At 66.5% G+C, this 19,947-nt stretch carries 17 protein-coding genes; 5 read left to right on the top strand and 12 right to left on the bottom strand.

The window, feature by feature from the left end; genetic code table 11:
• Positions 1-21 precede the first annotated feature (21 nt).
• From ACIGJB_RS16160 to gcl, 4 genes are all read right to left on the bottom strand, one after another.
• Entirely contained in the window at positions 22-1,329 is a 1,308-nt protein-coding gene (locus ACIGJB_RS16160; RefSeq protein ID WP_483730685.1) for a glycerate kinase type-2 family protein, read from the bottom strand.
• 116 nt (positions 1,330-1,445) lie between these two features.
• Entirely contained in the window at positions 1,446-2,366 is a 921-nt protein-coding gene (gene glxR, locus ACIGJB_RS16155) for a 2-hydroxy-3-oxopropionate reductase (protein ID WP_483730684.1), read from the bottom strand.
• Between the two features lie 70 nt (positions 2,367-2,436).
• A complete protein-coding gene (gene hyi, locus ACIGJB_RS16150) occupies positions 2,437-3,219 on the bottom strand; it encodes a hydroxypyruvate isomerase (RefSeq protein WP_483730683.1) in 783 nt (260 codons plus the stop codon).
• Between the two features lie 129 nt (positions 3,220-3,348).
• Positions 3,349-5,133: a glyoxylate carboligase gene (gcl, locus tag ACIGJB_RS16145; RefSeq protein WP_483730682.1), complete on the bottom strand. Its 1,785-nt coding sequence runs from the start codon at positions 5,131-5,133 to the stop codon at positions 3,349-3,351.
• 230 nt (positions 5,134-5,363) lie between these two features.
• Here gcl and ACIGJB_RS16140 point away from each other — a divergent pair, with 230 nt between their 5' ends.
• The gene (locus ACIGJB_RS16140) at positions 5,364-6,170 is read left to right on the top strand and encodes a hypothetical protein (protein WP_483730681.1); all 807 of its coding nucleotides are present in this window, start codon (positions 5,364-5,366) and stop codon (positions 6,168-6,170) included.
• 8 nt (positions 6,171-6,178) lie between these two features.
• Here the strand turns inward: ACIGJB_RS16140 and ACIGJB_RS16135 are convergent, their stop codons facing one another.
• Positions 6,179-7,393, bottom strand: coding sequence for a M20 aminoacylase family protein (locus ACIGJB_RS16135; RefSeq protein ID WP_483730680.1), 1,215 nt, complete (start codon positions 7,391-7,393; stop codon positions 6,179-6,181).
• 29 nt (positions 7,394-7,422) lie between these two features.
• The gene (locus ACIGJB_RS16130; protein WP_483730679.1) at positions 7,423-8,718 is read right to left on the bottom strand and encodes an MFS transporter; all 1,296 of its coding nucleotides are present in this window, start codon (positions 8,716-8,718) and stop codon (positions 7,423-7,425) included.
• Between the two features lie 336 nt (positions 8,719-9,054).
• Between ACIGJB_RS16130 and ACIGJB_RS16125 the strand changes: the two genes are divergently transcribed.
• The 3 genes from ACIGJB_RS16125 (at position 9,055) to ACIGJB_RS16115 (ending at position 11,364) form a co-directional block, all read left to right on the top strand.
• Positions 9,055-10,005 (top strand): LysR family transcriptional regulator, encoded by a 951-nt coding sequence (locus ACIGJB_RS16125; RefSeq protein ID WP_483730678.1) that lies wholly within the window; start codon positions 9,055-9,057, stop codon positions 10,003-10,005.
• 64 nt (positions 10,006-10,069) lie between these two features.
• Complete coding sequence (locus ACIGJB_RS16120) at positions 10,070-10,984, top strand: LysR family transcriptional regulator (protein ID WP_483730677.1); 915 nt, start codon at positions 10,070-10,072, stop codon at positions 10,982-10,984.
• 20 nt (positions 10,985-11,004) lie between these two features.
• Positions 11,005-11,364, top strand: coding sequence for a DUF2784 domain-containing protein (locus tag ACIGJB_RS16115; protein WP_483730676.1), 360 nt, complete (start codon positions 11,005-11,007; stop codon positions 11,362-11,364).
• Here the strand turns inward: ACIGJB_RS16115 and ACIGJB_RS16110 are convergent.
• The 6 genes from ACIGJB_RS16110 to ACIGJB_RS16085 all read right to left on the bottom strand — a co-directional run bounded on the left by ACIGJB_RS16110 (position 11,361) and on the right by ACIGJB_RS16085 (position 18,265).
• Positions 11,361-12,194, bottom strand: coding sequence for a crotonase/enoyl-CoA hydratase family protein (locus ACIGJB_RS16110; RefSeq protein WP_483730675.1), 834 nt, complete (start codon positions 12,192-12,194; stop codon positions 11,361-11,363). The two genes, ACIGJB_RS16115 and ACIGJB_RS16110, sit on opposite strands and share 4 nt — an antisense overlap.
• Before the next feature lie 70 nt (positions 12,195-12,264).
• Entirely contained in the window at positions 12,265-13,926 is a 1,662-nt protein-coding gene (locus tag ACIGJB_RS16105) for a long-chain-fatty-acid--CoA ligase (RefSeq protein WP_483730674.1), read from the bottom strand.
• Between the two features lie 79 nt (positions 13,927-14,005).
• The gene (locus tag ACIGJB_RS16100; protein WP_483730673.1) at positions 14,006-14,791 is read right to left on the bottom strand and encodes an enoyl-CoA hydratase-related protein; all 786 of its coding nucleotides are present in this window, start codon (positions 14,789-14,791) and stop codon (positions 14,006-14,008) included.
• A 32-nt stretch (positions 14,792-14,823) separates the two neighbouring features.
• On the bottom strand, positions 14,824-15,624 hold the full coding sequence (locus tag ACIGJB_RS16095; RefSeq protein WP_483730672.1) for an SDR family oxidoreductase: 801 nt from the start codon (positions 15,622-15,624) through the stop codon (positions 14,824-14,826).
• Between the two features lie 509 nt (positions 15,625-16,133).
• Positions 16,134-16,826 carry a GntR family transcriptional regulator gene (locus tag ACIGJB_RS16090; protein WP_483730671.1) on the bottom strand — a complete coding sequence of 231 codons (693 nt, stop codon included), beginning with the start codon at positions 16,824-16,826 and terminating at the stop codon, positions 16,134-16,136.
• Between the two features lie 47 nt (positions 16,827-16,873).
• The gene (locus ACIGJB_RS16085) at positions 16,874-18,265 is read right to left on the bottom strand and encodes a C4-dicarboxylate transporter DctA (RefSeq protein WP_483709759.1); all 1,392 of its coding nucleotides are present in this window, start codon (positions 18,263-18,265) and stop codon (positions 16,874-16,876) included.
• A 394-nt stretch (positions 18,266-18,659) separates the two neighbouring features.
• On the opposite strand from ACIGJB_RS16085, the gene ACIGJB_RS16080 reads away from it, so the two are divergent.
• Positions 18,660-19,913 carry an allantoate amidohydrolase gene (locus tag ACIGJB_RS16080; RefSeq protein WP_483730670.1) on the top strand — a complete coding sequence of 418 codons (1,254 nt, stop codon included), beginning with the start codon at positions 18,660-18,662 and terminating at the stop codon, positions 19,911-19,913.
• Positions 19,914-19,947 lie beyond the last annotated feature (34 nt).

Genomic DNA, 19,947 nt, shown 5'->3' with positions numbered 1-19,947 from the left:
CGGTTCGGTGGGTGGCGATGCTCAGACGATGAGGATCGCGCGGAAGTCGTTCACGTTGGTGCGGGTCGGCTCGGTCACGATCAGGTCGTCCACGCCGGCAAAGAAGCCATAGCCGTCGTTGTTTTCCAGATGCGCACGGGCGGACAGGCCGCGGGCCGCGGCACGCGTCAGCGTGTCGGGGGCGAGCAGGGCGCCGGCGTTGTCTTCGGAGCCATCGATGCCGTCGGTGTCGCACGCGATCGCATGCACGCCGGGCAGTCCGTCGAGCGCGACCGCCAGCGACAGCAGAAACTCGGCATTGCGGCCGCCACGGCCTTTGCCGCGCACGGTCACAGTAGTTTCTCCGCCCGACAACAGCACGCAAGGCTTGCTGAACGGCTGGCCATGCTGCGCGATCTGTCGTGCGATCGCGGCATGCACGACGGCCACGTCGCGAGCCTCGCCTTCGATGCAATCGGACAGGATGTGCGCTTCGAAGCCGAGTTCGCGCGCCCGTGCCGCAGCAGCTTCGAGCGATTGCTGCGCGGTAGCCAGCGTCACGCTGCGGTGGCCTTCAAAGCGGGCATCGCCGGGCTTGGGCGTTTCGCCCGCGCCGCTTTCCAGATGCGCGCGCACATTGGCCGGCACATCGATGCCGTACTTGGCGATGACGGCGAGCGCGTCGGCGCAGGTGGTCGCATCGGGCAGCGTCGGGCCGCTGGCGATCAGCGTCGGGTCATCGCCGGGGATATCGGAAATCAGCAGGGTTTCAACGCGGGCCGGCTCGCAGTGCAGCGCCAGGCGGCCGCCCTTGAGCGCGGACAGGTGCTTGCGCACGCAGTTCATCTCGCCGATGCTCGCGCCGCTGCGCAGCAGCGCCTTGTTGATGGCCTGCTTGTCTGCCAGCGAAATGCCGGGCGCGGGCGCAGCCAGCAATGCGGAGCCGCCGCCGGAGATCAGGCACAGCACGAGGTCGTCGGCAGTCAGGCCCTGCACGAGTTCGACCATGCGCTGCGCGGCGCGTGCGCCCGCTTCATCGGGCACCGGGTGCGCGGCCTCGACCACTTCGATGCGCTTGCAGTCGGCACCGTGGCCATAGCGCGTGACCACCAGTCCGCTCAGCTCGCCTTGCCAGTGGGCCTCGACGGCCTGCGCCATCGCGGCGGCGGCCTTGCCGGCGCCGATCACCACCGTGCGGCCCTTGGGCGGGTGCGGCAGGTGCGGGGGCAGGCAGTGGCTGGCGCTCACCGAGGCCACGGCGGTATCGAACAGGTCGCGCAGCAGGGCGCGCGGCTGGAGGCTGGGACGCTGCGGGGTCAGCAGGGCGGCGCTGGTTTCGGTGTCGAGCATGGGGAATCCTGGGAACTGAAACTGAGGCCGTCCCCGGCGAGGGGACGGCGTTTGCTGCAACTACAGGTACTGCGTGTGCTGCGGATACTGCAGATGTTGCGTGTACAGCGGTGTGCTTACTTGGCGCTCGCGATCTCGTGGTTCGACATGATCTCGATCGCGCGGCACAGGGCCGAGTGATCGGACTTGCCGAAGCCGTTCGCGGCGCAGGTGTTGAACAGCTCTTGCGCGGTCGCGGTGTTCGGCAGTGCCACGCCCAGCGCCTTGGCACCCTGCAGCGCCAGGTTCAGGTCCTTCTGGTGCAGTTCGATGCGGAAGCCCGGGTCGAAGGTGCGCTTGACCATGCGCTCGCCGTGCACTTCCAGGATGCGCGACGCAGCGAAGCCGCCCATCAGTGCCTGGCGCACGCGTGCCGGATCCGCACCGGCCTTCGAGGCGAACAGCAGCGCTTCGGACACGGCCTGGATGTTCAGCGCGACGATGATCTGGTTGGCCACCTTGGTGGTCTGGCCGTCACCGTTGCCGCCCACCAGCGTGATGTTCTTGCCCATCAACTCGAACAGCGGCTTGACCTGGTCGAATGCTTCCTGCGGACCACCGACCATGATCGTCAGCGAGGCGGCCTTGGCACCGACTTCGCCGCCCGACACCGGAGCGTCCAGGTACGAAGCGCCCAGCTTGTTGATGCGCGCGGCGAAGTCCTTGGTCGCGATCGGCGAGATCGAGCTCATGTCGACCACGATCTTGCTGTAGCTGGCTTCCTTGCCGGCGGCCTTGAATGCGGCGGCAACGCCCTTCTCGCTGAACAGCACCGCTTCGACGTGCGGCGTGTCCGGCACCATGATGACGATCACGTCGGCACGCTTGGCGACTTCCTCGGCGCTCGTGCAAACAGTCACGCCGGCATCGACCAGGAATTGCGGCGCCGGGTTGACGTCATGCACGAACAGCGTGTGGCCGGCTGCGCGCAGGTGCCCTGCCATCGGTGCGCCCATGATGCCCAGGCCGATAAAGCCGATATTGCGTTGGTTTGCCATGTTGTTAGTCTCCGATTGGATGTTAAGTCTGTGATGGATGTCGTGTGCGGTAACCCGTTACTGCACGTCGTTACTGCACGCCGTGGGCGGCGCGCCAGCCCAGGCCGGCTTCGGTAGTGGTCTTCGGCTTGTACTCGCAGCCGATCCAGCCGGTGTAGCCGATTTCGTCCAGGTACTTGAACAGGAACTGGTAGTTCAGCTCGCCGGTGCCCGGCTCGTTGCGGCCCGGGTTGTCGGCCAGCTGCACGTGCTTGATCTTCGGCAGGTTCGCCTTGATGGTGTTGGCGATTTCGCCTTCCATGCGCTGCATGTGATAGATGTCGTACTGCACGTAGACGTTGGGCGCGTTGACCTGGCTGATCAGGTCCACGGCCTGCTGCGTGCGCGACAGGAAGAAGCCCGGGATATCGAAGGTGTTGATCGGCTCGATCAGCAGGTCGATATGCTCGGCGGCCAGTGCGTTGGCGGCGAAGCGCAGGTTCTCCACCAGCGTTTCCTGGGCCTGCTCGCGCTTCACGTTCTGCGGCTGGATGCCGACCAGGCAGTTGAGCTGGCGCACGCCCAGCACCTTGGCGTACTTGATGGCCTCGCCCACGCCGTCCTGGAACTCGCCGACGCGGTCCGGGTGGCAGGCAATGCCGCGCTCGCCCGCATCCCACTTGCCGGCGGGCAAGTTGTGCAGGACCAGGTCGAGCTGGAAGCGGTTCAGGCGGTCTGCGATCTGGTCCGCGTGGAACGCATACGGGAACAGGAATTCCACGCCGCGGAAGCCCGCGCGCGCAGCGGCTTCGAAGCGGTCGAGGAAACCCACTTCGTTGAACAACATGGTGAGGTTTGCCGCAAGTTTGGTCATTTGGTCATCTCCTGTGACTTGGTTTTTTCTTGTCGTTCCCGCGGAGGCGGGAACCCAGTGACTTTTGAAGACGCTAGATTCCCGCCTGCGCGGGAATGACGTGCAGGACTGCAGGGGGCGGGAAGGGTCTTACGCCGTTTCCACTTCTTCCTTCAGGATCGCTTCCTCGATGTCTTCGAGGTCCTCGATCGGCTCGAACTCGTTGATGTTGTCGATCTCGGTGCCCATCGCGATATTGGTCACGCGTTCCAGGATCACTTCGACGACCACCGGCACCGAGAACTCGGCCATCAGGTCGCGCGCTTCGGCAAAGGCCGGGGCGATGTCTTCCGGCTTGAACACGCGGATCGCCTTGCAGCCCAGGCCTTCGACCACCTTGACGTGGTCCACGCCGTAGCCGTTCAGCTCGGGCGCGTTGACGTTGTCGAACGCGAGCTGCACGCAGTAGTCCATCTCGAAACCGCGCTGCGCCTGACGGATCAGGCCGAGGTAGGAGTTGTTCACCACCACGTGGATGTACGGCACCTTGAACTGCGCGGCCACGGCCAGCTCTTCGATCATGAACTGGAAGTCGTAGTCGCCCGAGATCGCCACCACGTCCGAATCCGGCGAGGCGGTCTTCACGCCGATCGCGGCCGGGATGGTCCAGCCCAGCGGGCCGGCCTGGCCGCAGTTGATCCAGTGGCGCGGCTCGTTCACCGACAGGAACTGCGCCGCGGCGATCTGCGACAGGCCGATGGTGCTGACGTAGCGCACGTCGCGCGGGAAGTACTGGTTCATCTCGCGGTACACGCGCTGCGGCTTGACCGGCACGTTGTCGAAGTCGCTCTTGCGCTGCATGGTGCGGCGGCGCTTCTGCACATCGGCCACCCACGACTTGCGGCACGGCAGGCGGCCGGCCATCTTCATTTCGCGGGCGACTTCGACGAACAGTTCGAGCGCGGCCTTGGCGTCCGACACAATGCCCAGGTCCGGACCGAACACGCGGCCGATCTGGGTCGGTTCGATATCGACGTGCACGAACTTGCGGCCCTTGGTGTAGACGTCGACGCTGCCGGTGTGGCGGTTGGCCCAGCGGTTGCCGATGCCCATGACGAAGTCCGAAGCCAGCAGCGTGGCGTTGCCGTAGCGGTGCGAGGTCTGCAGGCCGACCATGCCGGCTTGCAGCGGGTGGTCGTCGGCCAGCACGCCCCAGCCCATCAGCGTCGGCACCACCGGCACGTTGACCAGCTCGGCGAACTGGACGAGCAGGTCGGCCGCGTCAGCGTTGATCACGCCGCCGCCGCACACGATCAGCGGGCGCTCGGCCGCGTTGAGCATGGCGATGGCCTTCTCGATCTGGGCACGCGAGGCAGCCGGCTTGTACGGCTGCAGCGACTGGTAGGTCTCGATGTCGAATTCGATCTCGGCCACCTGCACGTCGAACGGCAGGTCGACCAGCACCGGACCCGGACGGCCCGAGCGCATGATGTGGAACGCTTGCTGGAACACTTGCGGCACCAGTGCCGGCTCGCGCACGGTCACGGCCCACTTGGTCACGGGCTTGGCGATCGACTCGATGTCGACGGCCTGGAAGTCTTCCTTGTACAGGCGGGCGCGCGGGGCCTGGCCGGTAATGCAGAGGATGGGGATCGAGTCGGCCCAGGCCGAGTACAGGCCGGTGATCATGTCGGTGCCGGCGGGACCCGAGGTGCCGACGCAGACGCCGATATTGCCCGGCTCGGCACGGGTGTAGCCCTCGGCCATGTGCGAGGCGCCTTCGACGTGGCGGGCCAGCACGTGGTTGATGTTGCCCGACTTGCGCATCGCCGAGTAGAACGGGTTAATTGCCGCGCCCGGCACGCCGAACGCCGTGGTCACGCCTTCCTTCTCCAGCACCGCGATGGCCGCGTCGATTGCTCTCATCTTTGCCATGATCCTTGTCTCCAGTTGGGGTGGGTTTTCCGTTGGAGTTGATCCTATTCCCGCAGCCGGGGTCGGATAAAGGGAAGTGAGATCAGTTGATTCGATACCTGGAGTTTGTAATGTGGCCTTGGAAGGCCTGACGGATGGTCTGCGCGCGTTGCGCCGGCGTCGGGATTCGAGATGCGGTGTGATGATCTGGATACGCGAAGTGCTATCCGCGCTACGCGGCTGCGGCGACAATGGCGCACTCGCCCCGCCGCGTCGACTCGAACCACCACCTTCCCAGCGCCATGTACTCCCGGCTACCGTCCACCTACGAACTGCTCGAAGCCCTGGCGACTGCGCCGGCGCCAGCGCCCGTGCCGGCCTCCGTCAGCGCTGCGGGTGTGGCGCCGTGGACGCCTCGGATCGCTCGGGCCCTGTGGCTGGGTTTCGTGGTCACGCTGGTGGCAACGCTGCTGGCGGCTGGCGGGCTGGCTGTCTGGCGCCTGGTGCTGAAGCATCCGCTGGCGCCCTGGTCGGTCCGGCTGGCCGAGGCCCTGCTGGTGCTGTGTGCCGCGTGCTATGCGGGCGCAGGGCTGATGCGCCTGCCGGGCGTGTTGGCAATCCTGCGCAACCCGCTGCGCTGGCAGGCCGGCCAGATGGACCTGGACAGCGCCATCGAGAACGCGCTGCTGCGCCGTCTGGGGCGGATTCATCCGCTGCAGCTGCAGGCGCGGCAACGGCGCGTGGCCTTGCAGCTGCGGCTATGGGAAGGGATGGCGCGGACCGTGGGGCTGCTGCTTGCGCTCGCGCCCGCGGCGCTGGTGCTGGTCAGCGGGCTGCATCCGCTGCCGCATCAGGCCGAGATGAAAGGATCGCTGCTGGGGCTTTACGCCGTGATGGTGGTGGTTGGCGCGGCGTTTTATCTCTACGTGCATGTGCAATGCAGCCGCCCGCTGCGGCGGCTGTCGCATGTGCTGGGGGAGGCGGCGGAAATCAATGCGCGGGTGGGGGCGCAACGCGCGGTGCCGGCGCCTTCCGGCGAGCCGGCTCCCGCGCAGTAAAAGCCCGTTCAGTCCGCCACCAAGTATGTCTGCGCCAGCCTAACCCACGCCGCCGCACCCAACGGCAACACCGCATCATTGAAGTCGTAGCCCGGGTTATGCACCATGCATCCCCCGAACTCGCCTTCGCCGTTGCCGAGGATCAGATAACACCCCGGCACCGCATTGAGCATCCACGCGAAATCCTCGCTGCCGTTCAGCCCCTTGGGCGCCTGCGTGACGACGTTCTCCGCGCCAACCAGTTCCGCGCAAACACGCTGCGCCAGCTGCGTTTCCACTTCGGTATTGACCATCGGCGGCGTGAGCTGGCGGTAGTCGATCTGTGCTTCCACGCCATGCGCCTGCGCGGTGAGCGACACGATCTCGCGGATGCGCTGCTCCACCAATGCGCGCGTTTCAGGACGCGCCGCGCGCACGTTCAGCCCGATCGTCACGGACTCGGGGATGACGTTGTGCGTAGCGCCGCCGCGAATAAAGCCGACCGACACGACGGCGGTGTCATCGGGCGCGACATTGCGCGCCACCACGGTCTGCAATGCGGTGACGATCGCCGCCGACGCCGCGATCGGGTCGCGCGCACGGTGAGGCATCGCCCCGTGGCCGCCGACGCCCTTGATGGTGACGTCCGCCACATCGGACGACAGACTGACCGGGCCCGGCAGCACGCGGAAGGTGCCGGCGGGCACGCCCGGCATGTTGTGCAGCGCGAATACGGCGTCGCACGGGAAGCGCTCGAACAACCCGTCCTCGATCATCGCGCGCGCGCCGCACAGGTTTTCCTCGTCGGGCTGGAAGATCAGGTTCAGCGTGCCGTCGAAATCGGGGTGGTCTGCCAGCGCCTTGGCCGCGGCCAGCAGGATCGCCGTGTGGCCGTCGTGGCCGCATGCATGCATCTTGCCGTTCACCTTGCTCGCGTACGGCAGGCCGGTGGCCTCGACCACCGGCAGGGCGTCCATGTCGGCACGGATGCCAAGGCGGCGCTTGCCAGTGCCGCGCCTGAGCTGCCCCACCACACCGCTCTTGCCAATGCCGGTGTGGACCTCATAGCCCCACGCGGAGAGCATCGTGGCCACCAGCTTGCTGGTCACGCCGACTTCGAAGCCGAGTTCGGGTTGCGCGTGGATCTGACGGCGGATGCCGACGAAGGTCTCCGCGTCGATGTTGATGTTAGGCAGCAGGTGCGGCAGGTACTGGAACGGCTTTAGCGTGGGTGCGCGGGTCATGGATCGGGTCTCCGTGAGAATGTTGGGAATCAGTGGGCGCGGCGTTCGCGGATGCTCAGCACGGCAATCAGGGTGATGACGCTGCAGACCAGCATGTACCAGGCCGGCGACAGCGGGTTGCCGGTGCGCGAGAGCAGCCACGTGACGATGAATTGCGACGAGCCGCCGAAGACGGTCACGCCCACGCTGTAGATCACCGACAGGCCGCTGGCGCGCACGCTGGCGGGCAGCATCTCCAGCATCACCAGGAACATCGGCGTGGTGCCGAGGTTGATGCCGGCGGTCAGCAGCGCCGACAGGCCCAGCACCAGCGGCACGCTCGGATAGGCGTTGATCAGCCAGAAGGCGGGATAGACGGCGAGCATGCTGAACACCAGCGACGCCACCACCAGCGGCTTGCGATGCGTCAGCCGGTCGGCCAGGCGCCCCGCAATCAGCGACACCACCGTCAGCGTGATCCCGGTCACGCAGCCCGACAGGAACGACAGCGACGGCGGCATCTTCAGCACGCGAATCATGTACGTGGGCATGAAGAACACCACCAGGTACATGGTTGCGGTGCCGGCCGTGGTGGCCAGGATGCCCTTGACCACCGTGGCCCAGTGGTGGCGGAACAGCTCGCCGAGCGGGCTCGGCGCGTGGGCGTCGGCCTGGTGCGTTTCATCGAGGTTGGCGCGGATGTAGAGCCCCACGGGCGCGATCAGCAGGCCCACCAGGAACGGCAGGCGCCAGCCCCAGCTTTCGAGCGATTCGGTCGGCAGCAGCGCATACAGGGCCGCACCGGTCAGCGCGCCCAGCAGCGCCGAGATGCCCTGGCTGCCGAGCTGCCAGCTCACGCGCCAGCCGCGGCCGCGCACGCCGCCGGATTCCATCAGCATGGCGGTCGAGGCACCGATCTCGCCGCCGAGCGAAAAGCCCTGCAGCAGGCGGCCGGCCAGGATCATCAGCGAGCCGAACACGCCTGCCGACGCATATGGCGGCGCCAGGGCAATGCACAGCGTGCCCGCCACCATCATGGCGATGGTCAGCGTCATGGCGTTCTTGCGGCCACGGCGGTCGGCGTAGCTGCCGATCACGACGCCGCCAAGCGGGCGCATCACGAAGCCGATGCCGAAGGTCGCCACGGCCAGCAGCAGCGAACCGTAGGGGTTGTCCGACGGGAAAAACAGCTTGCCGATCAGCAGCGAGAAGAAGCTGTAGACGGTGAAGTCGAACATCTCCAGGGCATTGCCAAGGGAACAGGCGGCAATCAGGCGGAACTGGCTCTGCGTGCGCGCCGGCTTGGCAAGCGTGCCGGTGGTCGCGGCGAGGGTGGTGTCATTCATGCGGTCTCCACAAACTGTTCGGTGGGAGGCGCGCGGGGGCCGGTCTGTGCCGGCTGGTGAGGGGTCCGCGCTGCCTGTGGGGTGGGCCAGGGCTGCGACGAAGTATTCAGGCAAACGCGGCGGGACAAAAAATCATATATTTTCATCCTGATAACCAAATCGAATCACCGTCATAACCGGTTCCGCACGGATATCGGGACAACTACCAACCGGTGGCGAATCCCCAAGCTGGCGCGGGATGGCGTGAAAGCAACGTGCGCGCGGTGAAGGCGCGCCAGGCGGCACGCGGCACGCGGCACGCGGCACGCGGCACGCGGCACGAGAACAAGGAAACTGATGAAGCTGCAACAACTGCGCATCCTGCTGGCCGTGGCCGAGCATGGCAGTATCCACGAGGCCTCGCGCGCGCTGCATATCTCGCAGCCGGCGCTGTCCAAGGCGATCGCGGAGCTGGAACGCGAACTGGGCGTCACGCTGATGTCCCGCTCGGTACGCGGGGTGAGCCTGACCGCCTATGGCGCGGCGCTGGTCAAGCGCGCGAGCGTGGTGGAGCAGGAACTGCGGCATGCGCTGGAAGACATCGAGTCGATCCGCGGCCATGCCGAGGCCGAACTCAATATCGGCTTCACGGCGGTGGCGTCGAGCGGGCCGCTGCCCGATGCGATGGCGGCATTCCGCCAGCGCTTTCCGAACGTGGCGCTGCGCGCCTTCGAACTGCGTCCGCAGCAGATCCAGGAAGGCTTGCGCGAAGGCCGCCTGGACTTGGGGCTGATTTCCACCAACAGCGGACCGGGATCGGCGTCATTCCAATGGGAACCGTTGTTTTCGGTCGGCATGAAGCTGGCGGTGCGCACCGGCCACCCGCTGCGGCGCGCGCGACGCCTGCGGCCGTTGCTCGATGCGGACTGGCTCGTGCTGGATCCGGTGGACGACGCCGGCAGCCCGCTGGCCAGCCTGATGCGCCTGCACCGGCTGGAAATGCCGCAGCGCGTGGTGCAAAGCGCATCCAACCTGCTCGGCCTGCAACTTGCGACCAAGACCGACCTGGTCAGCATGTGGTCGGATTTCGTCTTCTTCGGCACGGGCGGCCCGCTGCAACTGGTACGCGATGCGCTCACGCCACTGCCGATCCAGGATGAGCTGCCCGATTTCCGCGTGTTCCTGGTCTACCGCTCGGTGGACCTGATGACCCACGTCTGCGCGGAATTCGTGCGCGAGGTGCGTCATTGTGCTCGCCAGATGGAGGCGCCGCAGGCCACCATGCGCAAGTCCCGATCCGCTTCATAAGTGACGGCAAGGTGCCAGTGCCGCGCCGATGCCGCACAATGGCGGGCAGGAGACGCAATACCCTATGGACAAACTGAAACAGATAGAAGCCTTCATCGCCGTGGTCGAACACGGCAGCATGGCCGCCGCCGCGCTGACCCAGGACGTCACGCCGGTGATGATCGGACGCCGCATCAACGCGCTGGAAGCGCGCATCGGCGTCAAGCTGCTGCACCGCTCGACGCGCCGGATCGTGGTGACCGAGCAGGGCGCCGTGTTCATGGAGCAGTGCAAGAAGGCACTGGCCGACCTGGACCGCGCCGAGATGCTGATCGCCGAGGGCAAGCACAAGGCCACCGGCCACCTGATCGTGTCGGCTCCGGCCGCGTTCGGGCGCAAGCACGTGGCGCCGCATGCGCCGGCCTTCCTGGCGTCGAACCCGGAAGTGCAGATTTCCTTCAACCTGACCGACCGCGTGGTGGACCTGGTGCGCGAAGGGTATGACGTGGGCATCCGCATCGGCGGCGCCATCGATCCGAACTTCGTCGCGATCAAGCTCGCCACGAACAAGCGCGTGGTGTGCGGTACGCCCGGCTATTTCGCGAAACATGGCGTCCCGCTCACGCTCGACGACCTGCAGCACCACAACTGCCTGGCCTTCAACCTGCAGGGCGGCCAGCAGCGCGGCTGGTACTTCCAGCAAAACGGCAAGACCGTGACGGTGCGCGTCAACGGCAACCTCGACTGCAACGACGGCGAGCTGCTGCACCGCTGGACCGGCGAGCACCTGGGCCTGGGCTGGCGCTCGACGTGGGAGATCCTGCCGCAACTGGAAAGCGGCGAGCTGGTCACGGTGCTCGACGAGTACGCGTTGCCGGACTACGACATCCTTGCCGTGTACCCGCAGCAGCGTCCGGTGCCGGCCAAGATCCGCTTCTTCATCGAGCACCTGAAGACGCAGTTCGCGCAGCCCGGCTACTGGAGCGGGCGCAGCGGCTGACCGATAGACGGGGAAGAGCGATGGCGGGGTGGCTGGCGGACCTGGTGGTCGTGATCCACTTCCTGTTCATTGCGTTCGTGGTGGGTGGCGCGCTGCTGCTGTTTCGCTGGCCTCGCGTGGCGTGGGTGCATCTGCCGGCGGCAGCATGGGGCGTGTTCGTGGAATGGTCGGGGCGGGTTTGTCCGCTGACGCCGCTGGAGAACGCGTTGCGCCGCGCGGCGGGGGAGGCGGGATATGGCGGCGGGTTTGTCGAGCGGTATTTGTTGCCGGCGATTTATCCGGCGGGGCTGACCCCAGCCATACAGCTATGGCTGGGGGTGTTTGTGCTGGCGCTCAATCTGATGATCTACGCGGCATGGTGGCGCCGCCGGCGACCCTAGCTCTGCGCCGCCTCGAACCGCGGCGCCCGCTTCTCCAGATTTGCCCGCACCGCCTCACGCTGATTCGGAGATCCGACCAGCTTGTCCTGCTCGACCGATTCGGCCATCAAAATGGCTGCGTTGTCCCCACCCTCGACCACTTCCATCAGCCGCTTGGCGGCGCGAATCGCGTGCGGATTCTTCTGCGCGACCTGGCGCGCGGCTTCCAACGCCGCAGCGCGCGGATCTTCCACCACGCGCGTGGCCAGGCCCAGCTCGCATGCTTCCACACCGGTGAGCACGCGCCCCGTGTAGACCAACTCGCGCAGCACGTCCGCGCGCACCAGCCCTCGCGTCAGCGCCATGCCGGCCATATCGGGCACCAGGCCCCACTTGATCTCCATGATCGAGAGTTTCGTGTCGGCAGTTACGAAGCGCACGTCCGCGCCGAGCGCCACCTGCAGGCCGCCGCCGAACGCCACGCCGTGAACCGCAGCAAACACCGGCACAGGTAATTCACGCCACACCATGCACGCGTACTGCGGACGATTCGAGATGCCGTGCGCGCGCGCGGCAAGACGCCCCGGGCGGATGCCGGAATCGCCGCCCGCGCCGTTACCGAGCATGCCGGCCATGCTTTCCATGTCGAGCCCCGCGCAGAACGCGCGGCCTTCGCCCGACAGCACCACCGCGCGCAGGTCCGGGGTCTCGCGAAGTTGTTCGCCGGTGGCGATCAGCGCGTCGAACATGGCGGGATCGAGCGCGTTCATCTTGTCGGCGCGGTTCAGGCGCACATCGGCGACGCCGTCCTCGATGGTCACAATGATGCGGTCGGTGCTGCTGGCGCTCATGCGCGGCTCCTTTTGTCTCGGTTTAGTGTTGGGATGGCTGCCCGCGCTGCGACAGCACGGGCAGCGCGACTTACGCCGTGCGCTCGTCGCGCGTGGTCGGCAGCACGTAGTTGCGGTATTGCTCGCGCAGCTTCAGCTTGAGCAGCTTGCCGGTGGCCGTATGCGGCAGCGCATCGACGAACACCACGTCGTCGGGCACCCACCAGCGCACTACCTTGCCAGCCAGGAAGGCAAGCAGTTCGGCCGCAGTGACTTCCTGATCGGGTCGCTTCACCACGATCAGCAGCGGCCGCTCCTGCCACTTCGGATGCGGCACGCCAATCACCGCGGCCTCGGCCACGGCAGGGTGGCTCATGGTGGCGTTCTCCAGGTCGATCGAGGAGATCCACTCGCCGCCGGACTTGATCACGTCCTTGGCGCGGTCCACCAGCTGCACATAGCCTTCGGGATCGATATTGGCCACATCGCCGGTGTCGAACCAGCCGTCGTTGTCGAGCGCGTCGTGATCGGCCTTGAAATATCCCGACGCAATCCACGGCCCGCGCACCTTGAGCCGGCCGAAGGCCTTGCCGTCGTGCGGCAGCGCGCGGCCCTCGTCGTCCTCGATGCGCAGTTCGACGCCCCACAGCGCGCGGCCTTGCTTGAGCTTGATCTTGAGCTGCTCGGCTTCGCTGAGGCCGGCGTGCTGCGGCAGCAGCGTGTTGATCACGCCGATCGGGCTGGTCTCGGTCATGCCCCAGCCCTGCATCAGGGTCGCGCCAAACTGCTTCTCGAAGCGCTCGATCATTGCCGCGGGCGCGGCCGACCCGCCTACGCCGGCCACGCGCAGCTCCAGTTCGCGCGGATCGATCTCGGGGTGAGCGTCCAGATACTGGAACAGCATCAGCCACACCGTGGGCACGGCGGTGGAGTAGTTCACGCGCTCGTCGCGCAGCAGCCGGTACACGCTTTCGCCGTCGAGGTGCTGGGCCGGCAGCACCATCTTCGCGCCGTTCATCGCGCACGCGTAGGGCAGGCCCCAGGCGTTGGCGTGGAACAGCGGCACGATCATCAGGATGCTGCTGGCCGGGCTCACGCCGAAAGTGTCGGAGCCGCTCGCCTTGAGGCTGTGCAGCACGGTGGAGCGGTGCGAGTACAGCACGCCCTTGGGATTGCCCGTGGTGCCGGACGTGTAGCACAACGACGATGCGGTGCGCTCATCGAACTGGGGCCACTCGTAATCCTCGCTGCTGCCGGCGAGCAGGTCTTCGTAGCAGAGCAGGTTGGGAATGCCCGCATCGGCCAGCGCCGCCATGTGTTCGGGATCCGTCATGGCGACGTAGTGCCTGACCGTCTTGAGTTGCGGTGCGAGCTTTGCGACCAGCGGCGCGAAGCAGCTGTCGAAGCACAGCACGCTGTCTTCGGCGTGGTTGACGATGTATTCGATCTGCTCGGGGAAGAGCCGCGGGTTGACGGTATGCAGCACGGCGCCGGAGCCCGACACGCCGAAATACATCTCCAGGTGCCGGTGCGTATTCCACGCCAGCGTGCCGATGCGATCGCCTTCGCTCAGCCCGAGCTTGGCGAGCGCGTTGGCGAGCCGCTTGGCGCGACGATGCACCTGGTCGTAGTTGCTGCGCACCGTGCCGCCTTCCACGGTGCGCGAGATGATCTCCTGTTGCGGGTGGTACGCCGCCGCGTACTCGATCAGCGATGAAATCAACAACGGACGGTCTTGCATGAGGCCCAGCATGATGCGTCTCCTTGTTTTGTTCTCGTGATGCCCCGGGAAGGACACCCCGGGGGTACTGGATACGGCGACAACAGGTGGATCAGCGGCCCTTGAACTGCGGCGGGCGCTTGCCCGTGAACGCGGCCACGCCTTCGCGGAAATCTTCGCTGCGGCAGGCCACCGACTGCTGCGACGCCTCAAGCTCGAGTTGCGCCGCCAGGTCGTTGCCCATGCTGGCATTGAGCGATGCCTTGATCAGGCCGTAGGCGAGGGTCGGCATGTTGGCGAGATGGTGCGCCATCTTGCTGGCTTCGGCCTGCAGCTCGTCGTCGGCGTGGACCTTCCACACCAGGCCGATGCGCTGGGCTTCCTCGGCATCGATCTTCTCGGCCAGGATGGCCAGCGCGCGCGCGCGCATTTCGCCCGCGTAGCGCGGCACGAAGTAGGTGCTGCCGGCATCGGGCACGAGGCCGATCTTCGAGAACGCCTGCAGGAACGAGGCGGACTTCGCGGCCAGCACCACGTCGGCGGCCAGCGCGATGCTCATGCCTGCGCCGGCGGCCACGCCGTTCACGGCGCTGATCACGGGCTTGGGCATCTCGCGCAGCTTGAGGATGAGCGGGTGGTAGCGCTCGCGCAGCAGCGCGCCGGAGTCGGCCATCTCACCGCCGGCATTCTGGCGCGCGGCCAGGTCCGCGCCCGACGAGAAGCCGCGGCCGGCGCCCGTCAGCACGACGGCGCGCACCGAATCATCGTCTGCGGCGCGCTCGACGGCGGCGCGCAGCTCGCGCAGCAGGTCGGCGTTGAGTGCGTTCAGGACTTCAGGGCGGTTCAGGGTGATGGTGGCTACGCCTTCGCTGGCGTGGTAGAGCACTGGGGAGGTCATCGCGGTGGTTTCCTTCGGGTGATCGTGGTGCTTCAGTTGGTCTTCAGGGCATCGGCCGAGGCGTCGCCGAGCTTGCTGCCGCCGTCGCAGTCGAGGATGGTGCCGGTGACGTAGCGCGCGTTGTCGCAGCTCAGGTACAGCGCGGCATCGGCAATGTCCTGCTTGCTGCCGTAGTCGCGCAGCGGCAGGCGGCCCTTGTAGCGCGCTTCCATCTCGGGCGTGGGCGCCAGGCGGGCCATGCCTTCGGTATCCGCGATCGGGCCGGGAGAAATGGCGTTCACGCGCACGCCGGCCGGGCCCCATTCCATCGCCAGGCATTTCACCAGCATGTTGATGCCCGCCTTGGCCGCGCACGCGTGGGCCTGGAACATCATCGCATTCACGCCCTGCGGCGCGGTGATGGCGATCAGCGAGGCGCCCGGCTTGTTCAGGTAGTCGAACGACGCGCGAAACACATTGAACGTGCCGATCAGGTCGATATCCACGACGGTCTTGAAGCCGTTGGCCGACATGCCGACCACCGGCGCCAGGAAGTTGCCGGCGGCGCCCGAGATGACGATGTCGATCGGGCCGAGCGTGTCGCGTGCCTGTTTCAGCGCCGCTTCCACGGCTGCGTAGTCGCGCACGTCGGCGGCCATGCCGATGGCGGTGCCGCCGGCCTCGGTAATGGTGGCTGCTGCAGCGGCAACGCGCTCGGGGTCGCGGCTGATCAGCGCGAGCTTTGCGCCGGCGCGGGCAAAGCCCTGGGCGATGCCAAGGTTGATGCCGGACGAGCCGCCGGCCACGAACACGGTCTTGCCGGCGAGCGCGTCAGGACGAAATGCACTGGACATGGGATTCCCTCTGTTGAATGGGTGAGCGAAGCAAGGCACCGGTGCGCGCAGCGTACCGGCGGTTCACGTAAAGGGAGCAGGGGAAGCAGGGCCAGGTTCAGCGCAATGCGCGCGGCGTCGGCCAGGGATTGCGGCAGATATTGCAGCAGATATTGCGGCAGGAATCGGCGTAGGCGCAAACGTGCATGGGTGTCTCCTGTCTGTAGTTTTGGCTGGCTCGGCTTGCGACATGCTAACCTGAAGACGGATTCGATTCATGCACGCCTTGCGCAATACCGCGCCGCAGCACCGGAAATTATGTGGCGCCACGCGGCGGCGCGGCAACCAGCAAAGACAGGCTTCCAAAAAGAAAAAGCCCGCACACCGTTGCGGTGTGCGGGCGGGCCTGCCGGATGAATCAGAGATGTATCAGGTAGGCGCAGTGCCCGTGAAGTGCGCCCCCGCGTCTTCACGAGCGGGGTCAATATTGCATCGGCGCACCCGGAAGCGCTTTGACCGGGGTCAAGCACTCAGGCGAGCAGCGCCGCAACCAGGTCCTTGCCGCGCGCCGCGGGCGCGCTTTCCTCAAAGTGCAGGGCGGCTTCGACATGGCTCAGGTGGTCGACCATCAACGCCACGGCGCGCTCCACGTCGCCCGCGCGGGCTGCTTCGATGAATTCGCGGTGCTCGTCGGACGAGCAGGCCGCGTCGCGCCGCGACTGGTACAGCATGGTGATGACCGCGCTGCGCGCGGAAAGCTCGCGCATCATCTCGGTCAGCACGCTGTTGCCGACCACTTCGGCCAGCACGATATGGAAATCGCCAAGCAGGCGGGTGCGGGTCTGGGCGTCGATGCCTTCAATCGACTTGCGCTCGGACGCCAGGTGCTTGTCGATGCGCTTGTAGTCCGCCGGCCGCGCCTTGGCGACGAACTCGCGCGCGAGCGCCGCTTCCAGGATGCGGCGCACTGCAAAGACCTCGCGCGCTTCTTCGGCGCTCGGCTTGGCGACGAAGGCGCCCTTGTCCGGCACGATCTGGATGACCTTGTCCTTGGACAGCATCAGCAGCGCCGCGCGCACCTTGGTGCGGCTCACGCGGTAGACGCTGGCCAGGGCTTCCTCCCGCAGCTTGGTGCCCGGAGGCAGCCGGTGCGAGACGATCGCCGCGACGATGTCGTCGGCGATCGCTTCGGCGGTCATGTCGGGATCGATATGCTCGGGCATGGCGTCTCTTGGGCGCAGCGGTTGCGCGTTGAGGAAATGCCGAGATTCTAGCGTCCCGCCGCGGGCGACGGCACCGGCGCTACGACTTCGGCCGCATCGGCCATCGGCAGGCCCTCGTCCAGTTCGGTGGCCGGCACCATGCCGTTGAGCACGTCATGCGCGCGGCCGCGGTCGATATCCTTCTCCCAGGCCGCCACCACCACGGTCGCCACGCAGTTGCCGATCAGGTTGCCCAGGGCCCGCGCAATGCCGATAAACCAGTCAACGGAAAGCACCAGCACCAGGCCGATGGCCGGGATGGCCGGATGCGCCGACAGCGTTGCCGCCAGGATCACGATGGCCGAGCCCGGGATGCCGTGCGCGCCCTTCGAGGTAATCAGCGCCACCGCCAGGATGCCGAGCAAATCGCCCATGGCCAGCGGCGTATTGGTGGCCTGCGCGATAAACACGGCGGCCAATGTCAGGTAGATCGAGAACGCGTCGAGGTTGAACGAGTAGCCAGTCGGGATCACCAGGCCGACCACGGACTTCTTGATGCCCATGAACTCGAGCTTCTTCATCACCTGCGGCAGCACGCTGTCGGACGAAGCAGTGCCGAGCACCACCAGCAGTTCGGCGCGCAGGTAGCGGATCAGCTTGATCACCGAGAAGCCGCACAGCCGCATGATCGTGCCCAGCACCACCAGCACGAAGAGGGTCACCGCACCGTAGAACAGCACCACCAGGAAGCCGAGCTGCTTGAGCGAGCCGATGCCGTACTTGCCCACCGTGAATGCCACCGCGCCCAGCACGCCCAGCGGCGCGAGCTTGATGATGAAGCCCATCATCTTGAACAGCGTGTGCGAGAAGGTGTCGATCAGGCTGACCAGCGGCCTGGCCTTTTCCCCGACCAGCGACAACGCGCAGCCGAACAGCACCGAGACCAGCAGCACCTGCAGCACGTCGCCGCTGGAGAAGGCGCCCATGATGGTGTTCGGGATCAGCTTGAGCAGGAAGTCGGCCGTGCCCTCGCTCTTCACCTTGGTGGCGTTCTCGATGTAGCCGGCAATGGCGGAAGCATCGAGCGAGCGTGGATCCACGTTCATGCCGGTGCCCGGATGGAACACATAGGCCAGCAGGATGCCGAGCCCCAGCGCAATGGTGGTAACGATCTCGAAATAGAGCACCGCCTTGATGCCCACGCGGCCGACCTTCTTGAGTTCGCCCGCGCCGCAGATGCCGGCCACGACCACGCAGAACACGATGGGGCCGATCAGCATCTTGACCAGCTTGATGAACGCGTCGCCCAGCGGCTTGAGCTTGGCGGCGAATTCTGGGAACAGCATGCCGAGCACCGTGCCGATCACCAGGGCGATCAGCACCTGGCCGAACAACGAGCGGGTAAAGCGGGTGTGGAGGCGGCCACCAGGGGCGGGGCGCGACTGGACTGCGTGCTGCATGGTTGTGTCTCCGTACCGGGTCGTCGCCTGCGCTGTTCGCTGGCCGCCCGTTATCTGATTCCAGGAATGCCTGGCTGCCCGGTACTGATTCACTGCCTGGGCTGCCGGCCTGCCGTTCAGGACGCACCGTCGAGTCTCGGAAGCATCACCCCGCGGAATGCCCCCCTGTTGGGGCGGAATCCACGCAATCCATTGTTCGGACCGGATTGTCCGCAGCGGATTGTCTGAACGTTGGACCGAATATAGTGCATATCATTTTTGTATGCAATTTTTGAATTCACTGTGCTACCATGAATCGCACAGAATAGAGCTTCGGCCCGGGGTTTCGTACTCCGGCTGGCGCCCCCGCCAGCCCGCGTGCCGCCGCTCCAAGCCCTTCAGCAGGAGACAACGCATGGCAGCAAACCTGTCGCCGTCCGCAGACATCGGCACGCGCATCATGGCCTGGCACGACGCCCTGGCCGTCCACACCGAGCAGCCCGGCATGCTCACCCGCACCTACCTGACCGAGGCCCACCATGGCGCCGCCGCGCAGTTGACCGAGTGGATGCAGGCCGCCGGCATGACCGTGCGCCGCGATGCCGCCGGCAACGTGATCGGCCGCTATGAAGGCACCGAGCCCGGCGCTCCCGCGCTGCTGACTGGTTCGCACTTCGACTCGGTGCGCGACGGCGGCCGCTATGACGGCAACCTCGGCGTGATCCTGCCGGTCGCCTGCGTGGCCGAATGGAATCGACAGGGCAAGCGCTTCCCGTTCGCCATCGAGGTGGTCGGGTTCGCCGAGGAAGAGGGCGTGCGCTTCAAGGCCACGCTGCTCGGCAGCCGCGCGATTGCCGGTACCTTCGACACCAACGTGCTCGACAACGTCGACGACAGCGGCAAGACCATGCGTGAAGTCATGGCCGCGGCCGGCTTCGACCCGGCCGGCCTGCCCGCCGCCGCGCATGACCCGAAAAAGGTGCTGGCCTTCATCGAAGTTCACATCGAACAAGGACCGGTACTGCTCAATGAAGGCCTGCCGGTCGGCGTGGTGACCGCGATCTCGGGCGCCAGCCGTTTCCTCGTCGAACTGGAAGGCCTTGCCGGCCACGCCGGTACGGTGCCGATGGACATGCGCCGCGACGCGGCCATGGCCGGCGCCGAGATTGGCTTGTACATCGAGAAGCGCTGCGGCGGCAAGCCTGGGCTGGTCGGCACGGTCGGCCAGTTCAACGTGCCCAATGGCGCCACCAATGTGGTGCCGGGGCGCGCGGTGTTCTCCATCGACATCCGCTGCGGCGAGGACGCCGAGCGCGAGGCCGCCGTCAATGACGTACTGGCCGAGATCGAACGCGTGTGCGCACGCCGCAACGTGCGCGCGCAGGTGCGCAAGACGCACGAAGCCAAAAGTGTTCCCTGCGCCCCGTGGCTGCAGGAGCAATGGGCCGCCGCCATCGCCCGCCAGGGCGTGCCGGTGCGCCACCTTCCCTCCGGCGCAGGCCATGACGCCATGGCCATTGCCGCGATTGCCGATGTCGCGATGCTGTTCGTGCGATGCGGCAACGGCGGCATCAGCCACCACCCCACCGAAATCATGACCGCCGAGGATGCCGAACTGTCCGCGCGCGTGTTCAGCGATTTCGTCGAGCAATTCCAGCGGCAGCAATAAGCTGCGCACCGGAACGCTTCCTGAAGCTACAGCA

Source organism: Cupriavidus sp. C2SS-8b, from assembly GCF_057073745.1.
The sequence above is the reverse complement of the archived record's forward strand: the minus strand, read 5'-3'. Positions and strand labels throughout refer to the sequence as shown.